The organism is Candidatus Dependentiae bacterium, from assembly GCA_020431705.1.
Lineage (GTDB): Bacteria > Babelota > Babeliae > Babelales > Vermiphilaceae > JAGQHQ01.
In genome coordinates, this window is record JAGQHQ010000002.1 from 40,309 (window position 1) to 62,614 (window position 22,306).

The window sequence follows — 22,306 nt, forward strand, 5'->3', positions numbered from 1 at the left end:
TTTACTACTTACACACAAAGGTGAAGTAATGATTGAGTTTTTTAAAGAAAATTTATTGTGGACAGAAGGTATTTATATTTTTGCAGTACTTGTGTTGCTTGGTGGTATGGGGTTCCTATTTTTTAGACCGTTTCTATACATTTCGCTTGGGTTAATCGTGTTTAGTCTTTATTTTTTTCGCAATCCAGAGCGAATATGTTTGCAGGCGCTTAAAGATAAAACGATAGTAATTTGCCCAGCTGATGGAAAAATAGTTGATATACAATATGACAAAAGCGGTGCGTTTGAGGGATATGTGCAAAAAGTCTCTATTTTTCTCTCACCGCTTGATGTACACGTTAATTGGGTGCCTATTGATGGTATTATTCAAAAAGTAAACTATAAACCAGGAACATTTACGATGGCATTTTTGCCGAAAAGTTCTGAATTGAATGAGCGAAATGATTTACTGATTATGCACAAAAATAGTAAAATGGTGCTAGTACGTCAAATTGCTGGTATGGTTGCGCGTCGTATTTGTTGCTGGGTTGAAAGTGGCCAATCAGTTGGTGCTGGTGATAAATATGGTATGATCAGATTTGGATCACGTGTTGATGTATTATTGCCAGATGATGTGGTACTCTCAGTTGGTTTAGGGCAACGAGTGTATGGTGGAAAAACTGTTTTGGGGAGATGGACATGTCCAACATAGGTTTACGGTTAAAAGCAATACGTGAATCTGGTAGGCGTAAGCTGTTTTTGATTCCATATTTTTTTACGTTTGCAAATGTGTTATTTGGCTTTCTTTCAGGTATTAGTTCACTTGAAGATCATTATGTTATTGCTTCGTATTGTATTATAATTGCGGCATTTATGGATTTTATCGATGGCAAATTAGCTCGTGCATTTAAAACTACCAGTTATTTGGGAATGGAGCTGGATTCGCTTGGTGATGCAATCTCTTTTTGCTTTGCACCAACAATTTTGTTATATAGCTGGTATTTTAATGAATTTGGGCTGTTAGGGATTTTGGTGCTTGTATTGTACTTATGTGCTGGTCTTTTTCGGCTCGCTCGCTTTAATGTTGCTGAAGGCGGAAATTATTCTTACTTCACCGGATTACCTACAACTGTATCTGCATGCATTCTTGCATCGCTTGTTATATGTTCACATTGGTTTATTTTGATGCCATTGCGCATGGTATTGCAGCCGTTAGGTATTATTTTATTTGTTTCTGTTATATCATTACTTATGGTATCTCGTATTCCCTTTCCTTCTTTTAAGAATCAATAAATATATTTATTTCCGTAGTAAACAATTTTTTCTTTTTCTGAATAATGTTTATCTTGGATAATGTTTTATATTGTGCAATATGTATACAAAAGGAGTTACTATGTTTTTTCACTTTTTTTTTGTCTACTTATTTTTGTTGATTACATCGCTTCATGCTATGGAGAAAAAAGGTATAATAAAAAAAGCAAGTAATCCAATACCTATTCCTGGTGCTGTTATCATTGATGAGCAAAAAGATATGGATTTGGGTTATGGGTGTTGCTCAGGGGAAGAACGTTTTTCGTATCTTTATGAAAGAGATTTTCAGACACAAGAGTCTTTTGCTTGTATATCTACTGGAAATCTTTTTCCCTTGGAAGGTGAATTATATACTATTGAAGAACAAAATGAAGCGGTTATTAAGGCTATTAATGATAATATTAACTTTGGAAAATACAGCGAACCATACGAACTAAAGCAATGTATTCAAAAAAATTTTGATGCAAATGTCACTGTTGCAAATAAATCTAAAATAACGCTTTTACACCTTGTTGCTCGCCAAAAAATAGAATTTCGAAAAAATGAAAAACAAGAAGAGCAAATACGTATTTTACTTGAGGTTATAGGAATATTGAAATTGCGAGGGGCGAATTTTACAGCTAAAGATGACAACGGAAGAACGCCTTATATGCTTGCAAAAGTGTTGAAAAAGCCACAAGAAGTACTTGATGCATTGATAGGGTGATTTTTCTACTTCCATGTGCTTGCCATCTTAAAAATGTTAATCCGAGGTAGCACTTCGACTATTCTGCCGTTTTTATCTATTCTTGAAACCTTTTTTTTGTTAAAAACAGCATCGGCAAGTTTTTTGTACGTAGTAATTTGTTTAAATTGTTTGTGTAACGGAATTTCGTGTACAATACCATAGCCATGGCTATAATGGCGCGCCTCAACAAGAAGATTTTTTTTAATATTACTGATTACCATCGCGTGCCGATCAATCCAGATAATATCTCCTTCTTCAAAGGGTTGGTCTTTTTTGATTTGTTGCAAATGTTGTGTTATTGTTGTGCTATTTTTTAAGAAATAGGGAATACCAGCTATTTGTGCAGCAAGTGCGATCAGGCCAGTGCAGTCGAGCCCTGTCTTTGGTGATTCTGTACAATCTGTTTTGGTAAAAAAGGAGTATGCAGGTTTATCGTTTTGTATATGTATTGTTTCCGAAAAACCTCGATCATTGCTTGTGCCGATAAAACTACAGCCTCCCCACACATAGGGAATTACGCCATTATTAAGATGTGTCCAACTGCGTAAAAGTTTTACAAAAAGCTGTGTTCGTTGTTTATGTGTGGTAAGTTTTGATTGGACTAAACACACTTTTTTGGGAAGTAGAAGCGTTTTGAATGCCATTGTTTTTTTATCAAATGCATACACGTGGTGATAATTTGTTTTGTTCTTTTTTGTGTTGACTTGTACAAACCGTGTTCCAGCAGAAAAATGGTATTCTATTTTTTTATCGTAATGTGGCCGTAGTAAAACGATTGTGTTGCGCATGGCATATTCGATGTTATTTTTTTTGAAATCGAATGGCTGTGGAATTTTGTCTATATTTAGTCCTTTTTCGTGCAAGGTGTCTAATAATATAATATTGTCTGCGTGTGTCCAGTAGGTTGTATAAGGTTGCGTGTTTGTTTTTGTTGTAAAAAAAAGGTGTGGAATAGTTATTTTTACTTGATTATTTTTTTGCTCTAAAACTTCAACTATTACATTAAATAATAGTTGATTCATTCGTATGCATGCTTCAAAAGGATTTATTTTTCCGCCACATAGTGGCAATCTTTTATATGTTTTTATATTTGATACGGGTGCACCAATCAAATCTGCTACTGGTACAATAATAATAGCTTTTTGTATTGCTTGCATAAGAAAAACACTGTTTATGCTAATACAAAATAAATATAGTAAGCTTTTTTTCATATTTACTCCCCCTTTGTACTTATTTCTAAGTATGAAAAAAAAGATTTTTTTTTAAAAGAGATTATGTAATAAAACAGTTGGTAGATATCAAATTTATGAAAACCATTGAAAAAAAATTGCCGCAGAATTATCATATTAGTAAATAAAAAAAGGAAACGATCTTTTAAATAGGGAGAGTTATTATGCTTGGAAGTTACTATTGGTATTTTATTGGAATATTCTTAACCTTTTTTGCATTACGCATGTGTGCACAGGATCAGCCATGGACGTGGTTACATCAAAAAAATTTTGGCGTATATGAGCAGGCGCGTAATTCTGGCAGAAAAGAATTAATTTTTCGCAAAGCTAATATTAAACCCTTTTCCCAACTTGTGTTTTCATGGAATGCGTTTAGGCCAAAGCGTGGACATTTTTCATTTTTTGTACAATCACATAATCAGAGAACGAAAACGTGGGGGCCATGGCATAAAATGGTTGATTGGGGTTTGGCAATACAGCGTTCTTATTCAAGTGGGGCATCGGGCAAGCAACAATATCTGTATGTACGCTTGGAGACTGGAGATCAACTGAGTGATGCGTTTTGTATAAAAATTGTATCAAATGGTGGAGCAGATTTATCTTTAGTTAAAGGGCTATCTGTTAACGTTGCGGATTTTTCAAAATTTAAACCTGAATTGCTAACAAATCATACAATGCTTTTACCATCTATATATATACGTGGCGTGCCACGTGTTTCTCAATTTTTAGTTAGACATCCAAATAATGATGCGTTGTGTTCGCCAACTGCGTGTAGCATGGTTACGTATTTTGTACGCAATGAGCCAGTTGATGTTGCACAGTTTGCTCACAATGTTTTTGATCAAGGTCTGCAGCAGTATGGTAGTTGGCCATTTAATACAGCGCATGCATTTGAAGCGTGTGCTGGTGCGTGTCGTTTTGTAACGGCACGGATTCATTCGTTTAAAGGATTACATGAGCAGTTATGTAAAGGGATGCCAGTAGTTGTAAGTGTACGAGGAAAACTTTCTGGGGCACCAAAAGTATATGATAACGGTCATTTACTAGTAGTAGTTGGGTGGGACAAAAATAATAAACAAATTATTACGCATGATCCTGCTGCGCGTTCAACACAAGCAGTTCTAAAAAAATATCCGATTAAAAGTTTTTTGGCTGCATGGGAACGTTCTCGAAGGCTTGCGTATATTGCGCAGCCGGTTAATTTGTTTTGACCATCTGATATATCTCGATGTACTTGGTAATCATGGCTAATGGTTGTGAAGTAATAATAAAGATAGAATAACTAGAATTTGGTTTTAATATGAGGGGGAAAAAATATGAAGCAAATATTACTCTTTTTTATAAGTATGTTATTTGTAGGTACTTGCTTAGCAGACAATACGTTATATAAGGTATTTCATCATCGTGCCACTAGTACACAAGAATCAATTAAACAAATAATGCATATGGAGCTTGGGTCTGTTGTTCTCTATTTTGATCAAAAGCCAATCATAAATGCTTTGCCAGAAAGAGCCGATGCAAAAAGGGAGAATGATTTGATGCAACTAATTTTTTTCTTGCCAAAAACAAATATTAATGGCTCGAGTTGTGAAAAAATGATTGAAAATCTACATAATGCTAAAACTCATGGTTATAGAGTACAACTGGCGCAAGTTTCTACACCGATACCAGGTATTAAAGTAATTATTACATATAACAGCGCGCAAGTGAGTTTTTCATATGACCAATTCGAATCGATTGGTTTACAAAAAGGGTTGATATTCCGTTTTTATAACAGAAAGTTGTTACATAAATTGAATAAAAAAGGAGCTTTACTGTTGCGCACGGTACAACTAAAAAAAAAAGACCGGTCGTTGTCCTCGATCTTGGACACGGTGGGTATGACTGTGGTGCGCGAGGCCATTTTGGTTTAACAGAAAAACAGATGACTAGCTTGGTTGGGCAGACTGTCGTACATCTTTTTGCAAAAAAAAATATCGATGTTGTATTAACACGAAAAAAAGACATATATCTCTCGTTAGATGAGCGGACGCATATTGCAAACACATGTAACAAAGCTGATCTATTTATTTCTATTCATGCCAATGGCAGTCAGAAACAAGATGCTTGTGGTATTGAAACATTCTTTTTGGATCATCAACTGCTAAAAAAAGCGCTTATTGTTTCTCAAGCATTGCATAAAAGCGATCGTTTGAAGGGAATTAATACCTTACTTGATGTATCACAAGATCGAGCGAGCGATTCGAGTATATTTAAAAAAGTACTGAAAGAGAGATCAGATCAAAGTAAAATGCTGGCACATCTATTGCAGGAAAATATGCTTGCTCAGGTACGAAAAAAAAATAAATCGGTTGTTGATAGAAAGGTGAAAAGTGCTGTTACACAAGTACTATTAGGAGTAACTATACCGGCGGCGCTTATTGAGGTTGGCTTTTTAACAAATAAGTACGAAGCAGCATTACTTAATACGGAAGAATATCGGTTTTTATTGGCAGATGGAATTGTATCAGCTGTTTGTTCGTACTTAAAAAGTATTAAAAGCTTTTGAAAAAAAAATTCTTCTGATACAGTATGATACCATGGTGGAAAATATCTGGGACCAATTTTTAACTATTATTCGTCAAGAAGCGGGCAGTAGGGTTGTTGAAACCTGGTTTAAGGCGGTAAGCTTAACTCAGTGGGATGTCCTGACTTCAACTGTTTATTTACAAGCGCCTAATAGATTTGTGCGTGATTGGATTAAGCAGAATTATACGGATTTAGTACGATTGCATCTCGGTCGGCTTTTGAATGTTGAAAAAATAACACTTATTTTTATTGAGCCGGGCGGTGTTAGTAAGGTAGATAATGAACCTAGGCAGCGTTCAGATGAAACAATGGTTGTACCGGCAAGAAAGGTGCTTGTCAAATCGTCGTTGATAAAAAATCATGGCCATATTAATCGTTCCTATTCATTTGAAAGTTTTGTGGTTGGTCCAAATAATTCACTTGCCTATGCCGCAGCACAAGCGGTAACCCAAAAGCCAGGGGCAATATACAATCCACTTTTTTTGTATGGTGGTTCAGGTCTTGGAAAAACACATTTACTGCATGCTATTGGTAATAATATTAAAGCACAACACAAAAAAATAAGTGTACTTTATCAAACGGCAGATCGCTTTGTGAATGAGTTTATTAATGCAATTCGTTTTGATGAATTGCGTAAATTCCAGTTAAAATACAAGTCAGTTGATGTGTTGCTTGTTGATGACATACAATTTATTTCTAACAAAGAACAAACACAAGAAGCATTTTTTCATATTTTTAATGCGTTGCACGACGCGCATAAGCAAATTGTATTCTCTAGTGATACTTTTCCGCAAAATTTAGCTGGTATTGCTGATCGGCTCAAGTCTCGTATGGCGTGGGGTTTGGTAGCAGATGTTTGTGCGCCAACGATAGAAACGAAAATAGCGATATTGCAACGAAAAGCTGATATGAGCAATGAATCTTTGAGTGATGAGGTTGCATATTTTATTGCTAATAGTTTTGATTCAAATATTCGTGAATTGGAGGGGGCACTTATTCGTGTTATTGCATTTGCTTCACTTACACAGCAGCCAGTAACTCTTGAATTGGCGAAAAAAGTTCTTATTCGTTCGCATGAAACATCGCAAAAGCCTGTTTCATTGCAGACAGTTATTAAGTGTGTTGGTAAACATTATCCGTATACATTAGCACAATTACGATCAAAGAGTAGAAATAAGCAGTTGTCATTTGCGCGGCAGGTTGCTATGTTTCTTCTGAAAGAAACAACTGATACGTCATTGCGTGACATTGGTGTTTATTTGGGTGGCAGAGATCATTCAACAGTTGTTCATGCAGTAAATAAAGTAGAAAAACGTGCACGATTACATGATGAGTTTCAGGTACAGCTTAAGCAAATGGAGCGAGAAATTTTACGTTCAACAGTGCAGTAGAATATGAGGCGCTAGAAGCAACTGAAGCAAGAAGTAAAAAAAGGAGATTATATGAAGAGGTTGTTATTGTTTGTATGTATTCTTGTCCCAGTTTCTTTTAATGCGTTGCATGCAATGACCAAAAAAAATTTTAATTTTTTGGCGGGAACAACGCGAGACTTTATTGTACAAGTGACGCGTGATATACATGAACAGCGAGCATTTATACATTTTTACAAGACAATAAATAGTAAATTACGCCAGGCTGGCGACAAAAAGCGCAAGCAAGGCTGGTATCATTTTAATGCTATTGCAATGGAGCGCATGCCGATAGATCATCCGGAATGGTATGTACAAATTAAACCATTTATTACTAATATTAATGCAATTTTAGACCCAGCTTATGATGATGTTAGAAAGGCAATTCGTTTTTTTATGACCCGATATGGCGCATATCAAGAATTTATCCGCAGAACCAAGCAACAACAAGCAGAAGAGACAGTCGTGGTACAAAATGATCAAGGACAAACGGGATGCTTATGGAATGCCATTTCATCGTCTATAGCGTATCTAAATGATTCGCTTAGAAGTAGTTGGCGGTATATGTGCTCTAAAATAAGCGCGTAATATTCACAGTAATTGCATTTCGTTTGGTACTGTTTGGGCAGCACGGCGTTCTTTTTTTGTTCTGAAGAATGTTTCTTTTCCACACTTGCTACTTAACTGTAGATACCATGATGTATAATTTTTACATTTTGGAGGTCGTTTGCGAAAGCCAACAACAGTAGGAAAATGTTCGGTATCAACAATTACTAATTTTTTGGTTCCTTTTTCAATCATAAAATTATTAATATGGGCGTCAACGAGTATATCCAAATAGTTGTATAGCTCAAGGGCAATTTTCCGTTCTTTTGGGTTGAATACAGAAAAAATACGTTCAGGTTTAATGGCATCTGCAATGATACAATATGTGCCGGGAAAGCGAATTTTTTGTTTTTCTTTACCGCCAATATTATAACCTGCGAGTTCAATCCACTTGCTTTTTGGTGGAACCCAGAACCATTTTCTTGGTGTGTCGACAAACTTAGACCATTTCTTACTACTTCTTATTTTTTTGTTGATAAGTTCAAGATTTTTGATACGTGTAAAACCTGTCAAATGTCTGTTGACACCGCCACTCATAAAAAAAATAAAGCGTGGTTCCCAGCCTTTATCAAATGGCTTTACAAAGCTTGAAGGTGTTTCTATAAAAAGTTTTACAACAAACGGATATTTTTTAAATTTGACGATGAGCAAACCTGAAGCAAGGTGACGGTTAAAATTCTTTTCTTGCAAGACTGTAAAATGAGTAAATTCGCGCTTGCCACCATGAACTTCTTTTATCAATTGTTGGATTTCTTTTTCTAATAAATCACTGGTTACACATTTGTCTATGTGGTGTCGATAGAGAATCTGGGTTTTTGGTAGTTGATGAAAAAACAGAAATCTTTTATCGAATAATTTAAACAATGCATACTCTTCCAAATGAGAATCTTGAAAGCTAAATTTTTCTTTGTTTCCTACCCAGCGAGTGGTAATTCTTGGTATTAATGGATCGATTGGTCTATGTATGCTGCGTGACTTGAGAGAATATCCTGTACATAATAAAAAACACAAAAAAGGCCTGAGTAAGTAGTTTTTTCCTGATATATATTTCTTCATGTTATGTGTGATGCGTATCTTTTATTTTGATTATTGATTATGTTGGTTTATATATATGTCTAATTACTACATTCTATGTTGTAATACAAAAAAACTCTATAATGATAATTCTACATATGTCAATTATTTCTCATAGAATATAAAAGGCTCTGTATTGATTTCATAAAAACCTTTTTGTTACAGTAATAGCGATGGCTCGTGAATGCATTATTTATAAAAAGGTCCAGTTGCAGTTGGTGTTCTACTGGAGTATGCTGCTAAGTAAATAAGAGTAGTAGTGTGTTGTAATGTTTTTAATTATTAGTGACCGAAAAAGGGGAGCGGATAATGAAGAAGGAGCGAGTGCTGGAGCGACAATATCGTATGTTGAGCCATCTGAGTCACTTACCTAGGCGTATATTGTCATTAGCGGGTACGGACAATATAACAGAATTTGTGCTTTATGATTTGTGTGGCAAAGATTGCTTTAATTTAAAGAAAGCAGCTTACTTTATAGACAATCCAGACTTTAATTGTCTCAAAGGTATCGCAGGTTTTTCTCATCAAGAGGCAGATGCATGTTCTAACAAATGGCAGGAACCAGATACCTTTACTTGTTACATGCGAGAGTGTCCTTTTAATAAACAAGTACGAGAAGTACAACGCTGCAGTGTAAAAGGGGCAAAAGAATCTGATGAACAAATTGCTTCAGATATTGCCCGCAGTCTTGGATTCTCAAAGCACAAATTTTGCTCATGGAACATGAAGCATGACAATCATGGTTTTTTTATTTATGAGCCTGCTGACGAAGATGATAGTGTGTCTGATGAATATTTATTGAATGGGCTGTGCATGTTGAGTTTTTGTCCAGTATTTTAAATTAATTGGTCTAATCCTGGCAATTTTTCACTTGCAAGATATGTGAGTGTTGCGCTACCACCAGTTGAACAAAAAGTAATTGCATGGTCTAGCCCAAGCAGTTGTGCTGCGGCAACGGAATCACCGCCCCCGATAATACTTAATCCTTGAGATGCGCCCATTGCACTAAATATTTTTTGTACGCCAATGAGGGTATCTTTTTTTTGTATGGTGCCCATTAAACCTGTGTAAAAAATTGTTTCTGCTTTTTTTATAATACGTTCCCATTCGTGTGCTGTTGTTGGCCCTATTGAGACACCAATACCATTTTTGGGGAAATTATCAGCCGATATTGTTGAGAGTAGGCCGGTGAATGTTTTGGTTGCTACTATATAATCTTTGGGCATAAGTATCCGGATATTTTTTTCTGCGGCTGTAGTTAAAATATTAAGGCATACTTGCCTCATTGATTGGTCGACCAAGGATTTACCAGTTTGTTCGCCTTGTGCATGTAGAAATGAAAATACTGCAGCTGGGCAGAGCATGATAGTGCTTATTAGATCTAAAAGATTTATTATTGTTGGAATCTTATCATTAATTTTGTCACCACCAATAATCAAAATAAATGGTTTTTTTGGTTTACCAAGCAGTTTATTGAGTGTTGTGATCTCTTTTTCTACTAATAAACCAATTGTTTTTTTTTCTGGCTCAAAATAGGTTGGTAAAACGACAATAGAGGTATCATTTCTATGTAATGTAGCAAATGCATCGTTGACGTAAAAATCAGCTAATTGTGCAAGCTGCTTGGCAAAATAATTACTTTTGTTTTTTTCACCAGGAAAGAATCTCAAATTCTCCAACAAAATAATTGTGCTACTGTCTTTTAAACTTTTTGTGTGTGCACTACCAAGATCCACAACATGTTCAATATCATATCCTTGTTTTTTAAACCATGGTACCAACAGTTTAGTAGAAAGCCCTTCAGATGGGTTTTTAGGGCGCCCTAAATGAGTAGCAAGGATAATTTTGCTGCCTTTTTCTAAAAGCATACTGATGGTTGGTTCAATTGCTTGTAGTCTATGATCGTGCACAATGGACGTGCTACTCAACGGTACGTTCAAATCGGCACGAAGAAAAACCCTTTTACGTTTTATGTTCCATGTTGCAAGAGCTGAAGTTATGGTATACATAATTACTACGCCTCGAATCGTAATACATTTGCTATGTTAATGTTTTTATTTTTTTGTGTGGCAAGCCATGACGCACATAAACTAATGAGCATAACTACGACAAAAGATGCAAAAAAAATTGACCATTCTAGGTGTGCGGGTAAATGTGAAACATAGTATGTATCCGGTAGCGTAATAAATGGATAGTGTTGTAAAATGTAGCCAGCTCCATAGGCGAGCAACAATCCGCATGAACTAGCAAAAAATGCGATGCTTACTCCGATTAAGATAAATATTTTTTGAATATCCTGACGTCTCATGCCCATTGAGCACAAAATGGCAATATTACTTTTTTTATAGGTAATATACATAAAGAGCAATGCAATTATATTCATACTTGCAACAAGTGTAATGAGTGCCAAAATAAAAAACATAGCATATTTTTCTAGCACCAATGCAGAAACAAGTGCAGGATACAATGTTTTCCATGAATATACATCAAGACCTAATCGTATACTAAGCTTTTTAATAAGGGTAGCCTCATCAATATTTTTTTTTGGAAGTAGTGTAATTTGGGTTACACCAGTATCTGGAAATAATTTCTCTAGAAAAGCTAGAGAGCATATTGCAAGTCTGTTATCAACTTCTTCAATACCTACTTTTACAAAACCACAGACTCGTGCGGTGTGCTTTGTGAGTGTTATTTTACGTGATTGTGTCTGCGTATTTTTGGTAAACAAAAGAGCCACTTCATTATATGGTTGTACTCCAAGTTGTTGTGCAAGCTTGTAGCCAATAATAATATTATTGTCTGTGAGCAATGATTGTAAATGTGTTTGCGTTGTTTTAAGGCTACTTGAGGCGGATACAATATTTTTGGATAACGTGTTCATGTTTTGCTCATATGAAGGAGAAATGCCCTTGAGCACAATTACATTTGTAATATCATTTGAGTTTGGGTGTTGGATAATAATTTGTTTTTCACTCGTAGGGGCGCATGCTTGGACTGACTGAAATTCATTTTGTATAACGTTGGCAATGGCACTAAAATTAAGCTTATTGCCATCAATATCTTCGATAATAATTGGTGCGTGTATACCACGAATTTTATCATACGTTGCCTTTTCAAATCCGTTCATCACAATGGTAACTAAAGTAAGAGAAAAACTGCCAACCAGGATTCCGATAAAGCAGATAAAAATCATGTGGGATATTGATTTTTCTTTTTGTGTATCAAATAGGTAACGCCAAGCTAAAAGTAATGTCAGATTCATCTTATTCCTTGTAAAGTGGGGTAGTTTTTTTTAGGCTACGGTATATTTCTGAGTCTAAAAAAAAGAGGCACATTTATGAAGCATAAACTTGCGATATGTATCATTGCACTAGGATTACTTGGATTTTTTGCCGGTTGCGGGCGTATTGTAAACTGGGGAAAAAGTAATTTTTATCAGGGAAAAAAAGTAAAGAAATATGAAAGCATACCAAAAACCTTTGTTCGATCGGTAACTGTGTATGATCAATTAGATACACAGGCCATGTTTGATGTATTATTGCTTTCAAATGAGGTGCGTACTTCATACGCTGATGCATATGCGCTTAAGCGAGGTAAAACACTACAGCAAAAACAGTTATTTTTACGTAGACAGTTAGAAGAAAATAATCATTTTATCTCATTTTATATATTAGCCCCACATAAAATTTTACTGTCGCAAACTGACACACCGTGGCAGATATTACTCGAAATTGATGGAGAAATGTATCATCCAATAGAGATAAAAGAAGTCGATTTGCCTTATGAATACCAATCGTTCTTTGGTAAAAAATTTAATAGATTTAAAACAGTATATTTGGTAAAGTTCGACGCCAAAGATATTGATGATGAAAAAATAATTGATAAACAAACGCAGTTGGTAGAGTTGCATTTTAGATCAATTGATAAACACGTAACACTTGCATGGGAGTTTGTATGAACATTGCTATCGGCGCCGATCACCGAGGATATGCATACAAAGAATTTATAAAGAAACATATCAAGGTGAAGGGACAAGGTATTAATTGGATTGATGTTGGTACACATAATACTGAACGAGCAGATTATCCACTCTTTGCACAGGCGGTTGTTGATAAAGTAAAATCCAGTCAGGCTGATTTGGGACTTTTGTTGTGTGGCAGCGGTATTGGTATGGCAATTACTGCAAATCGTACACCGGGAATTTATGCAAGCTTAGCGTGGAATAAGGAGGTGGCAAGAATGAGTAAGGAGCATACAAATGTAAATGTTTTAGTGCTCCCTGCAGATTTTGTAGGTAAAGAAGAGTTGCAAGAAATTATTTCAACGTGGCTTGGTGCAGCATTTCAGCAAGGCCGTTACCAAGAACGTCTTACTATGATTGATCGCTTTTAATCGATTTCATTTTTTGCTATACCGTTATACGATAGTCTGGGTTATTTTGTACGCATTTTTTAGATGCTTCAAGCTCTTTTATTGTCTGTATTTATTTACTTTCTCTGCATGGTAATCTTTATTTTGTAAATAGCCATTAAACTGAACGATTCTGTATTTATGTGCGAAATACAATTCTTTTGATAGGTTTTCCTTCTATAGCAATATTCTCGTTAATCCACAGTAATAATACACCATACAATTCATAATAGGGCGTGCTGTTTATTTGCTTTTTTCTGCATAACAAAAAAATGATCCCGAAGTTGCCACCAAAAAAAGAGCACACATGAGTGTGCTCTAAATAAATTTGATTTGGTTTTATACGGTAGTAGTAAGGGCTTCAGAGTTTGCTATTACATCAGCTTTTTTTGCTGCATTAAACTGTGCAATGAGCGCATTAAGTTCATCACCAGTCAAGCTACGTTTTTCTTGTAATGTAGTTGAAACAAGCTCGAGCAATGCCTTGTTGCTTTGGAACAATGCAATAACTTCTTTTTCCCATAGTTTAACCAATTCATATGCTTTATTACGCATTTCATTTTGCTGTGTTTTTGATAACTCACGGATATCAACACCGCCTAGTATAATGCTAAGCGCAAGTTGATAAGCTTCGTTTTTATCATCAACATCACCGTCATAGCCAATATGATAGTTATGTGTAGCATCAAGCAATACACGCTCTGCTGCGTACCCAGACATTAATACTTGGCCTTTTTTGTTGAGCTCAGTTGCATTCATAAGATCAAGTGAATCGTATGGGCAATACGTAAAGGTTTGACCATACAGAACCTGGCGCTGTTTTTCATGCTCAGGTTTTTTATCGTACACTTCCCAACGACCTTCATCTTTCATTTTTTGTTGAATTGGACGTGTTGTTACTTTTGCAATCATATGATTTGTTTCAAGTAATATGTGTGCCATGGTGTGACCTGTTTGGTGTACAGCAATTAAACGCTGATCTTGCGGTGATAGTACTTTATCATCAAACATAATAATATTACGTACATTTTCATCGTGAGAATGCTCAAGTTCTTCCATACTAAATGGCACACCAGTAATCTGTGTTTTGCGGATTACTCCTTTGATGATCTGTCTGATATCTTCATATGTGCATCCAGCGGTTTTTTGTGCAAGTAGTTTAGTGTCAAATGTGTTTGGATCAAGTGCTAATTTGATCAAAAGTTTTTCAATAAACTCTTTACGATGCTTTAAACTTGGCAAGTTAAAACTTAATTGTACTCCAAATCGACCAGAACGTTTAAGTGCGAAGTCTAAAAATTGTGCTTTATTTGTTGCACCAATAAATACTATCTGACGTTTAGGATCAAGATCGAGTACACCGTTCATGAGTTGAAGAAATTCGCTTAAACGCTTGTTGTCTCCAGACCATCTTTGTAATTTAAGGAAATCAATTTCATCGATAAAGACGATACATGGGGCGTTGGCATACGCTTGAACCATTAGATCGAGCACACTATTTTCTGTAATCCATGTGACTGGCACTGGTAAAAATTTAACTTCATTTTCATTTCTACCAAGTGCTCGTAAACGACGCTTTATTTCACCAAAAATTGCTTTTGAAAATTCAGTTTTACCAGTTCCTGGTTCACCAATAAACAAGTAACCGCGTTCTGGTGGGGTTTGTGTTCTATCAAAGCGCTCTGGATGTAAAATGTATTCAAGAACATCATTCATTTTTGATTTAACATGATCTAAACCAATAATATCGTCAAAACCAACATCAGAAATAATATTGTTGATAGTATCAGCACGTTTATTATATTCACCACTTTTCAGGCGATTGCGCCATGTGCTTGCTTTTTTGCTAATCCAATTACTAGCACGTATATAGTCAGATTTCCAGATATAACCAATAGTACCAAGTGCAGCAATACTTGGAATTGCTGCCCAATTTTGAACCGATCGAACAATAAAATCTTGTAATGTACCGATTAAACCCATCGGCTCTTCGTTTATCATGGCGCCTTGTCCATATAAAGGAGCCGGGCTAAATTTGCGTAAAAGATTTATTTTCCATAATTTATTAATCAACCAGGATGGAGATTCTTGGTCTAAATGAGGGTATTTAGCAAGAAATTTTTCGTAGAGATGAGGTTGATACTTCCACTGCTCGTATAATCTTTGTCTCAAATGTTGTTCGTTTTCTAAAAATAGCCAAAAGTGATAAAAGCCAACAAAGGCGGTAAAACCAATTTTCAGGAATCGCTGTGGAACTTCATATTTAAGTGAAGGCTCAATGATATAGTCATCAAGTTTACGAAATATTTTGTTTGCCCAGCTCAACCCAGCGGTTTCAGACTTTTTTATAAGTTCAGCGAGTTGTATTTTTGTAGTTATAATTTCTTTTTGAATAATTTCAAAGGGATTTTCTGTGAGTGCGGGTATTGGGTGATTAGTTATGTATGCTTCAAGATCAAATGCTTCAATATCTTTAAATCCACCTTTAAGTGATTGAGAAAGGTGATCAATGACTCCTTGTGTAAATTTGGTAAGCAGCAACAATTGTAGTGGGTCAATTTGTGTATAAGAAGCTGTTTTTAGATCGCTAATTGTTTTACCTAATGAAATAAGTGTGTCTGTCATTTTCTTTTTGTCGCGAGGGCGAATTGTATTAACGCTTACTTCTCGTGCCAATTGCATTACTGTTTGATGGAGCTCGCCTAACATTTTCAAAATTGGATCAAGAAGTCCTTCGCAAATATTTACCACCGTACGCATTGCCTCATCAATTTCTTCTTGCGACATGCTTGCAATAGCCTGTTGCATTTGTTTGATTTGTTCAGGTGAAATATTTGACTGTGGCGAAAGGGCCTTGTCCATTGTGTGTATGTGGGGTATAATAGTGATCGAAATTAATGAGAGAAGAAATAGGCTTCGTGTGCAATCTGCAATGTTCATAACAATAGTCACTCCTGTACATATAAGGTTATAATTTTTTTTCTGTATTATATAGATAATATATACGTTTTTTAGGCCCTTGTCGAACTTATGCTTGTATATTTCAAAAAATAACATTTGGCATAAATACAAATAGCGTTTTTTGGAGAGTTAAAATAGGAGAGATTTAAAAGTGAAAAGAGGAATATTCTTTGAGAAACTTTTTGTTATTTTTTTATTGCCATTATTTTTTCTTGCTCATTGCATAGGATTTAAGCAGGTAGAGCATGCTTCCGCAATAATTACGCAAGAGACGTTGCGTGATGTAATTAATATTGTGCCTATACTTATACTAGGTTCAGGTCCTGCTGGTTTGAGTGCTGCTGTGTATGCAGCACGTTCTAACAAATATACGGTAGTCTTGCATGGAAATAAGCCGGGAGGCTTGCTAACTGAAACAACTTGGGTAGAAAATTGGCCGGGGTCCGAGCGAATTTTGGGCGCAGATATTATTAAACAATTACAAAAACAAGCCAAAAGGTTTGGTGCACATTTTGTTCATGATACCGTTGAGTCTGTTGATCTATCTCAATGGCCATTTGTCATTAAAACAGAGGAAGGGTTCACGTTGAATGCTCTTACTCTTATTATTGCTACTGGTGCAACACCGCGCTATCTGGGTATTCTCGGAGAGGATGAGTATTGGGGCATGGGCGTTACAACATGTGCGGTATGTGATGCACCATTCTATAAAGACAAAAGTGTTGTTGTTATTGGAGGGGGTGATTCAGCTGTAGAAGAAGCTATACAGTTAGCTTCTTACGCGAAAAAAGTGACTATTTTAGTTCGTAAAGATCGTATGCGGGCAGCTGCAAGCATGCAAAAATTGCTTAAAGGGTTTGATAATATTATTGTTGAACATAATAAAGTGGTTGAAGAGATTAATGGTGATGGTGATAAAGTTACCACAATTGTTGTATATGATACTGCGCAAGGTACTCGGGAAAAGCGTCAAGTCGACGGTGTTTTTTTGGCAATTGGTCATGAGCCGAACAGTATCCTTTTTAAGGATGCACTTGAAACAGACGCTCGTGGCTATGTAGCTGTTAAAGGGCGTGGCCAGGAAACAAGTATTTCAGGAGTATTTGCTGCAGGTGATGTTGAGGATCATACATATCGCCAAGCGGGAGTAGCTGCTGGTAGTGGTATAAAAGCGGCGCTTCAGGCAGATAGATTTTTGAATGATCGTGGATTTACAGATTATCTAGTTAGTCGCTTAGAAGGTCAATTTTTTGATGTTTTTGCTAAAAGAGAAGGTGAAGGATCACTTTTAGTAAGGAATAGGAAAGAGCTAGAAGAGATTTTAAAAGAGACTTCTGTGCCTGTGATTGTTGATTTTTATGCGGATTATTGTCCTTCATGTGTGCAGATGTTACCCTTGTTCGAATCTGTGGCACATGAATATACTGATCGTGCAGTTTTTTTAAGGGTTGATGCGCAGAAGGCCATAGATATTTTAAAACATTATGATGTTCTCAAGGTACCCACTCTCATTATATTTAAGGGAAATCAGCTCCTAGAGCGGTATAGTTTTGTAATGGATCGATCAGAATTAAGGGCGGTTGTAGAATCGGTTCTGCAATAAGTGGCTGAAATTGATCATGTATAACCTCAAAAGTTATTGCAATTTGAAATAATTTATTGCTATTCTTTGATTGAGAGATAGGATCAAATATACAATAAGGATAGACAATGAAGCGGGGGGCGGTACTTATTATAATAGCAATTGCTTGTATGCATATATTATGTAGCGATATGCAGGCTCAATCGCGTATATCTCGTACCTATGGCGTGGTGACAGGGTCACTTGATAATCATGTTAAAGGTGCAGTTCTAGAAAAAGTTCTTTTATACCCAAAAAAAAATCAATATTCATCTGATACGATCGAGAGAAATGCGCTTTTGTTACGGTATAAGAATGCAATTGGGACTATACTAGTTTGTCATGGCTTTATGTGTGATAAATTTGATGTTGGATTTTTACGAGATCTGTTTCCGCGCGGTGAATATAACGTTATGACATTTGATTTTAGAGCTCATGGCCAAAAACGGCATGGTCAGTATTGTACGTTTGGAAAAAATGAGGCATACGATGTTATTGCAGCGTCACAGTTTATTAAAAATCATTCGGAACTTAAAGATAAGCCTCTTGTTGTATATGGTTTTTCTATGGGTGCGGTTGCTGCAATTGAAGCACAAGCAAAAGCAACAGAGCGTGCTGATGGAACGGATGGTTCACTTTTTGCTGGTATGATTTTAGATTGTCCATTTGATTCAGCAGAAAATGTTATTAAGCAAGCTCTTGATAACACAAAGTTTTCTTTATTTGGGTATGAATTTAATATTCCGGGGCGTGGCCTATTACAAAAATATGCATTTCATCCTTATATTCAAACACTGGTTAAAGCAGCTCTCAAAGCAGTTGCGAATTTAGACACAAAAGATATTAGTGTGAGTATGAGGCCAGTACATACGGCGCAATCAGCAAAAAAGATTAATATTCCATGTTTTTTTATTCATTGTAAAAATGATAAAAAAGTTCCAGTCGCAGCAGTAAAAAACGTCTTTAATAGTACAACAGGATATAAAAAGCTATGGATTACTAATGGTCGCTACCATTTTGACTCATTTTTTTATAACCCGGAACGATATACAAAAAAAGTAAGAAGTTTCTTGGCCTATATTATGAATAAACGTGCTAAGCAGAAACAAAATAAGATTGTACAGGATGATCAAGATCCTTTGAGTTTAGGGACATAAATTGAAGAAGGGGAGTATAATGAAGCGATTAATAATAGGTGGGTTAGTGTTATGTACTATGTTTAGCATAAGCGCACGGTATCGCAGTGTTACTTCAGAACGTGCTTTGGATAAGTATATTTCTCGAAATAAATTTGTTGTGGCATTATTTTATTCACTGAATCGCGAACAACGAAAAGATCGTGAGTTACGAAATAGAATAGAGCACATGAAGCGAATGCTTAAATCAACAAGTAATCGTAGTTTATATCGAAGTGCAGATGCGTATTTTACTAGTGGTAATATTGCCAAAGGTGATCTTGGCAACACAGTCGTGGGGCTAAAAATTAATCAACTTCCGGCATTTGTTCTTTATCATGATGGTGTTGTACTCACTAAGCAGGGTGTGCCGGCAATATTAGCTGGTTTTATTTCTCAAGATCAGTTGATGACGTTTATTGATAATCACTTAGAAAAGGAAATGCGCAAATACGCTAAATGGCGCGCAAAAGAAATTCGACGTCGAGCATGGGAGAGTTCTTTTTATGGTCCAGACTTGTATAGTTATCCATATAATTGGGGTTATCCATATGGTGGTATTGGCTTTGGTTGGGGATGGGGTTATCCATACTATAGTCGATGGGGGGGGCGTTATTGGTGGTAACAAAACGTTAGTTTCTAAGAGGAAGGCTGCCTGTTGGTAGCCTTTCTTTTTTTATATTCTTTGCATTTTTTGTGAGGGTTTCGGATCTGTAGTTTTATGTTACACTAGGTAGCATTGAATATTTTATTAAAAAACAGCATAAAAAGAGGTGTTTTTATGATGCCCATTACTTTAAGCTTTAAAAAATTAACAGATAATAATGCGTCATGTTATGCGCTTATTATTGAACAAGGAAGTCTAGAACAAACACTTAAAAAGCATTTTAAAGCCGGTGATAGAGCACTTGTTAAAGCGCTGGCAGAAGAGAGAGATTTTGTTGGAAATAATGGGCAATTACTTTTGGTACCGGTTATGCATAATGGCAAACCAATAACCATTTTATTGTCTGGTATTGGGAAAAAAGAGGGTAAAGAGGCACTTAATTTTGAACGGTATCGCCGTGTGCTAGGCACGATAGTGCGCGTTGCAGAAAAAAATAAAATAGGTACTGTTGCTATTCAACTGCCTGTGGCAAAATTATTTGATATGACGGACGAGGATGTTACGCAACAAACGGCAACGATTGTTGAAATGGCGGGTTATCATTTTGATGAATTTTTCACAGACGATGACAGAAAAATAATGACCCCAAAAGAAGTTATTTTGGTCAGTGATGCGCGTAATCAAAAAGAAATTCGTACAGCGTTAGATATAGGCAAGGTTATTGCGGAATCAGTTAATAAAGCGCGCTACTGGATTGATTTGCCACCAGCAAAACTTACTCCTGTTGATTTGGCTAAACATGCCCAAAAAATTGCAAAAGAAACGGGATTGAAAATAACGGTATTTGATGAGAGGGAGGTTACACAGATGGGAATGGGCGGCCTGGCTGGTGTTTCAAAAGGCTCTGAGCGTGATTGTCAGTTGGTTATTTTGGAATATAAAACAACCAAAAAAAATGCAAAAACTATTGGTTTTGTTGGTAAGGGTATTACGTTTGATTCCGGTGGATTGAGTTTGAAACCGCCGGCATACATGGAAACAATGAAGGAAGATATGTCTGGTGCAGCAGCAGTAATTAGTACTATGCAGGCAATCGCAATTTTAAAACCAGATGTAAATGTTGTTGGTATTACGCCACTTTCGGAAAACTTACCGAGCGGATCTGCGACCAAGCCCGGTGATATTCTCAAATTTTATAATGGCAAAACTGCAGAGGTTAAAAATACTGATGCAGAGGGGCGTTTAGTTCTTGCTGATGCGCTTTCATATGCGGTTAAACATTGCAATCTTGATGCGATGATTGATATTGCAACATTAACTGGTGCTTGTGCGTATGCGCTCGGGCCATTTTTTACTGGTCTTATGAGTCAGCACGAAGATTTGATTGACAAAATTTGTGATTCTGCTGAACGTACGGGCGATCGTGTATGGGAATTGCCATTGCATGATGATTATAAACCGGCGATAAAATCACAGGTTGCAGATATTTCTAATGTTGGGAGTAAGCAGTATATGGCAGGTGCTATCACAGCAGGGCTTTTTTTGCAAAATTTTGTAGGTGACATGCCATGGGCACATTTAGATATTGCGGGAACTGCATTTAATGTTCCCGATATTTCTTACTACCGCCCAGAGGGTGCGACAGGAGTCTCAGTTCGTTTGCTCATTGATTTGGCAATGCACTGGAAATAAATTCGCATAAGTGTTGATTATGTAAAAACAAAAAAATACGTTGTAGAATAAGAAATGAAAAAGCCGACATTTGTCGGCTTTTCTTCATAAGTCCAGTATTTGCTTTAATGTTGGAATTTCTTTATTTAAATTTAAATCGGGTCGATGCACTTCTTGCCATGCCGTAAGTGCAACAGGAAAGTGTGGAAATGCCATGTGCAACATTGCTTTTGCATACTGTTGAATTTCCCATTGCGCACCTTCATGCCAGCGGAGCTTTATAAAATGCATGAGTGAGTGTAAGTTACACGTAAAAATAAATTGTGTATATAAACTAACGGGTAAGACGCCTCGTGCAAGTTCTCTGCACACACCAGTATCTAGTAGCTCGTGGTAGGTTTTGAGTGCAAGTTCCAGAGATGCCAAATATTTTTTTTTTAATGTTTTATTTTCAAACGATTTGGCAGAAGCTTGTTTATTTGTTTTATCTTGTGTACGCCATTTGACTGGTACATAAAACTCTTCTTTGGCTTTTGCATATCGATAACTAATTTCGTTATATGAATTCATACGATGTCGCATCCACTGTCTACCAACAAAAATGGGACATTTTACACGAAACGAAAGTTGATTGTGTTCAAATGGACTGGTATGTGCGTGTTTAATCAAAAATTTAATAAGATGTATATCACGCTCAGTTACTTCAGTTACAACTTTACCATATGATACGCGTGCTGCATTAACAATGTCAACATCAGAGCCAGATATACGAATAAGCTCAAGCGAACTGATACCATCTTTAAGCGGATCAACTTTTTGTCTTGGTGTTATAGCTATTTGGTTTGTATTTATTGCAGATTTATAAGAGTTTTGTGTATTCACTTTTCGGTTTGTCATAGTGCTCCTTGCTATAAAAATATGCGGTCATTTTTTTGTATTGTACAGATAGCAGAAATTT

At 36.1% G+C, this 22,306-nt stretch carries 20 protein-coding genes and 1 pseudogene; 15 read left to right on the plus strand and 6 right to left on the minus strand.

Annotated features, from left to right (window positions below; all coding sequences use genetic code 11):
- The first annotated feature begins 28 nt into the window (after positions 1 to 28).
- The 3 genes from KC460_00810 (at position 29) to KC460_00820 (ending at position 1,996) form a co-directional block, all read left to right on the plus strand.
- Entirely contained in the window at positions 29 to 691 is a 663-nt protein-coding gene (locus KC460_00810) for a phosphatidylserine decarboxylase family protein (protein ID MCA9769891.1), read from the plus strand.
- Positions 679 to 1,272, plus strand: a complete 594-nt coding sequence (locus tag KC460_00815) for a CDP-alcohol phosphatidyltransferase family protein (GenBank protein ID MCA9769892.1) — start codon at positions 679 to 681, stop codon at positions 1,270 to 1,272. Before KC460_00810 ends, KC460_00815 begins: the two co-directional genes overlap by 13 nt.
- Before the next feature lie 100 nt (positions 1,273 to 1,372).
- Positions 1,373 to 1,996: a hypothetical protein gene (locus KC460_00820; GenBank protein ID MCA9769893.1), complete on the plus strand. Its 624-nt coding sequence runs from the start codon at positions 1,373 to 1,375 to the stop codon at positions 1,994 to 1,996.
- Positions 1,997 to 2,001: 5 nt separating this feature from the next.
- Here the strand turns inward: KC460_00820 and KC460_00825 are convergent, their stop codons facing one another.
- Entirely contained in the window at positions 2,002 to 3,228 is a 1,227-nt protein-coding gene (locus KC460_00825; protein ID MCA9769894.1) for a hypothetical protein, read from the minus strand.
- A gap of 182 nt (positions 3,229 to 3,410) precedes the next feature.
- On the opposite strand from KC460_00825, the gene KC460_00830 reads away from it, so the two are divergent.
- The 5 genes and pseudogenes from KC460_00830 (at position 3,411) to KC460_00850 (ending at position 7,811) form a co-directional block, all read left to right on the plus strand.
- Positions 3,411 to 4,457, plus strand: a complete 1,047-nt coding sequence (locus KC460_00830) for a C39 family peptidase (GenBank protein ID MCA9769895.1) — start codon at positions 3,411 to 3,413, stop codon at positions 4,455 to 4,457.
- Positions 4,458 to 4,562: 105 nt separating this feature from the next.
- Positions 4,563 to 5,159: a hypothetical protein gene (locus tag KC460_00835; GenBank protein MCA9769896.1), complete on the plus strand. Its 597-nt coding sequence runs from the start codon at positions 4,563 to 4,565 to the stop codon at positions 5,157 to 5,159.
- Positions 5,099 to 5,794: pseudogene (locus KC460_00840) on the plus strand (N-acetylmuramoyl-L-alanine amidase). Before KC460_00835 ends, KC460_00840 begins: the two are co-directional and overlap by 61 nt.
- Before the next feature lie 31 nt (positions 5,795 to 5,825).
- A complete protein-coding gene (gene dnaA, locus KC460_00845) occupies positions 5,826 to 7,205 on the plus strand; it encodes a chromosomal replication initiator protein DnaA (GenBank protein MCA9769897.1) in 1,380 nt (459 codons plus the stop codon).
- A gap of 51 nt (positions 7,206 to 7,256) precedes the next feature.
- Complete coding sequence (locus KC460_00850; GenBank protein MCA9769898.1) at positions 7,257 to 7,811, plus strand: hypothetical protein; 555 nt, start codon at positions 7,257 to 7,259, stop codon at positions 7,809 to 7,811.
- Positions 7,812 to 7,814: 3 nt separating this feature from the next.
- On the opposite strand, the gene KC460_00855 is transcribed toward KC460_00850, so the two are convergent.
- A complete protein-coding gene (locus tag KC460_00855; GenBank protein ID MCA9769899.1) occupies positions 7,815 to 8,885 on the minus strand; it encodes a hypothetical protein in 1,071 nt (356 codons plus the stop codon).
- A 327-nt stretch (positions 8,886 to 9,212) separates the two neighbouring features.
- On the opposite strand from KC460_00855, the gene KC460_00860 reads away from it, so the two are divergent.
- Complete coding sequence (locus tag KC460_00860) at positions 9,213 to 9,743, plus strand: hypothetical protein (GenBank protein ID MCA9769900.1); 531 nt, start codon at positions 9,213 to 9,215, stop codon at positions 9,741 to 9,743.
- Here the strand turns inward: KC460_00860 and KC460_00865 are convergent.
- Together KC460_00865 and KC460_00870 are read right to left on the minus strand one after the other, a co-directional pair.
- Positions 9,740 to 10,912: a phosphoglycerate kinase gene (locus tag KC460_00865; protein MCA9769901.1), complete on the minus strand. Its 1,173-nt coding sequence runs from the start codon at positions 10,910 to 10,912 to the stop codon at positions 9,740 to 9,742. The genes KC460_00860 and KC460_00865 overlap by 4 nt on opposite strands.
- Before the next feature lie 5 nt (positions 10,913 to 10,917).
- Positions 10,918 to 12,165 (minus strand): ABC transporter permease, encoded by a 1,248-nt coding sequence (locus KC460_00870; GenBank protein ID MCA9769902.1) that lies wholly within the window; start codon positions 12,163 to 12,165, stop codon positions 10,918 to 10,920.
- Between the two features lie 75 nt (positions 12,166 to 12,240).
- Here KC460_00870 and KC460_00875 point away from each other — a divergent pair, with 75 nt between their 5' ends.
- Entirely contained in the window at positions 12,241 to 12,861 is a 621-nt protein-coding gene (locus KC460_00875; protein ID MCA9769903.1) for a hypothetical protein, read from the plus strand.
- Entirely contained in the window at positions 12,858 to 13,295 is a 438-nt protein-coding gene (rpiB, locus tag KC460_00880) for a ribose 5-phosphate isomerase B (protein MCA9769904.1), read from the plus strand. The genes KC460_00875 and rpiB overlap by 4 nt, the downstream gene beginning before the upstream one ends.
- A 357-nt stretch (positions 13,296 to 13,652) precedes the next feature.
- Here the strand turns inward: rpiB and KC460_00885 are convergent, their stop codons facing one another.
- Positions 13,653 to 16,253, minus strand: coding sequence for an AAA family ATPase (locus KC460_00885; GenBank protein MCA9769905.1), 2,601 nt, complete (start codon positions 16,251 to 16,253; stop codon positions 13,653 to 13,655).
- Positions 16,254 to 16,425: 172 nt separating this feature from the next.
- Here KC460_00885 and trxB point away from each other — a divergent pair, with 172 nt between their 5' ends.
- The 4 genes from trxB to KC460_00905 all read left to right on the plus strand — a co-directional run bounded on the left by trxB (position 16,426) and on the right by KC460_00905 (position 21,369).
- Positions 16,426 to 17,877 (plus strand): thioredoxin-disulfide reductase, encoded by a 1,452-nt coding sequence (gene trxB, locus KC460_00890; protein ID MCA9769906.1) that lies wholly within the window; start codon positions 16,426 to 16,428, stop codon positions 17,875 to 17,877.
- A gap of 107 nt (positions 17,878 to 17,984) precedes the next feature.
- Positions 17,985 to 19,052 carry an alpha/beta hydrolase gene (locus KC460_00895; protein MCA9769907.1) on the plus strand — a complete coding sequence of 356 codons (1,068 nt, stop codon included), beginning with the start codon at positions 17,985 to 17,987 and terminating at the stop codon, positions 19,050 to 19,052.
- Positions 19,053 to 19,071: 19 nt separating this feature from the next.
- The gene (locus tag KC460_00900) at positions 19,072 to 19,695 is read left to right on the plus strand and encodes a hypothetical protein (protein MCA9769908.1); all 624 of its coding nucleotides are present in this window, start codon (positions 19,072 to 19,074) and stop codon (positions 19,693 to 19,695) included.
- Positions 19,696 to 19,851: 156 nt separating this feature from the next.
- Positions 19,852 to 21,369 carry a leucyl aminopeptidase gene (locus KC460_00905; protein MCA9769909.1) on the plus strand — a complete coding sequence of 506 codons (1,518 nt, stop codon included), beginning with the start codon at positions 19,852 to 19,854 and terminating at the stop codon, positions 21,367 to 21,369.
- Between the two features lie 84 nt (positions 21,370 to 21,453).
- Here the strand turns inward: KC460_00905 and thyX are convergent, their stop codons facing one another.
- Positions 21,454 to 22,245, minus strand: a complete 792-nt coding sequence (thyX, locus tag KC460_00910; GenBank protein ID MCA9769910.1) for an FAD-dependent thymidylate synthase — start codon at positions 22,243 to 22,245, stop codon at positions 21,454 to 21,456.
- Positions 22,246 to 22,306 lie beyond the last annotated feature (61 nt).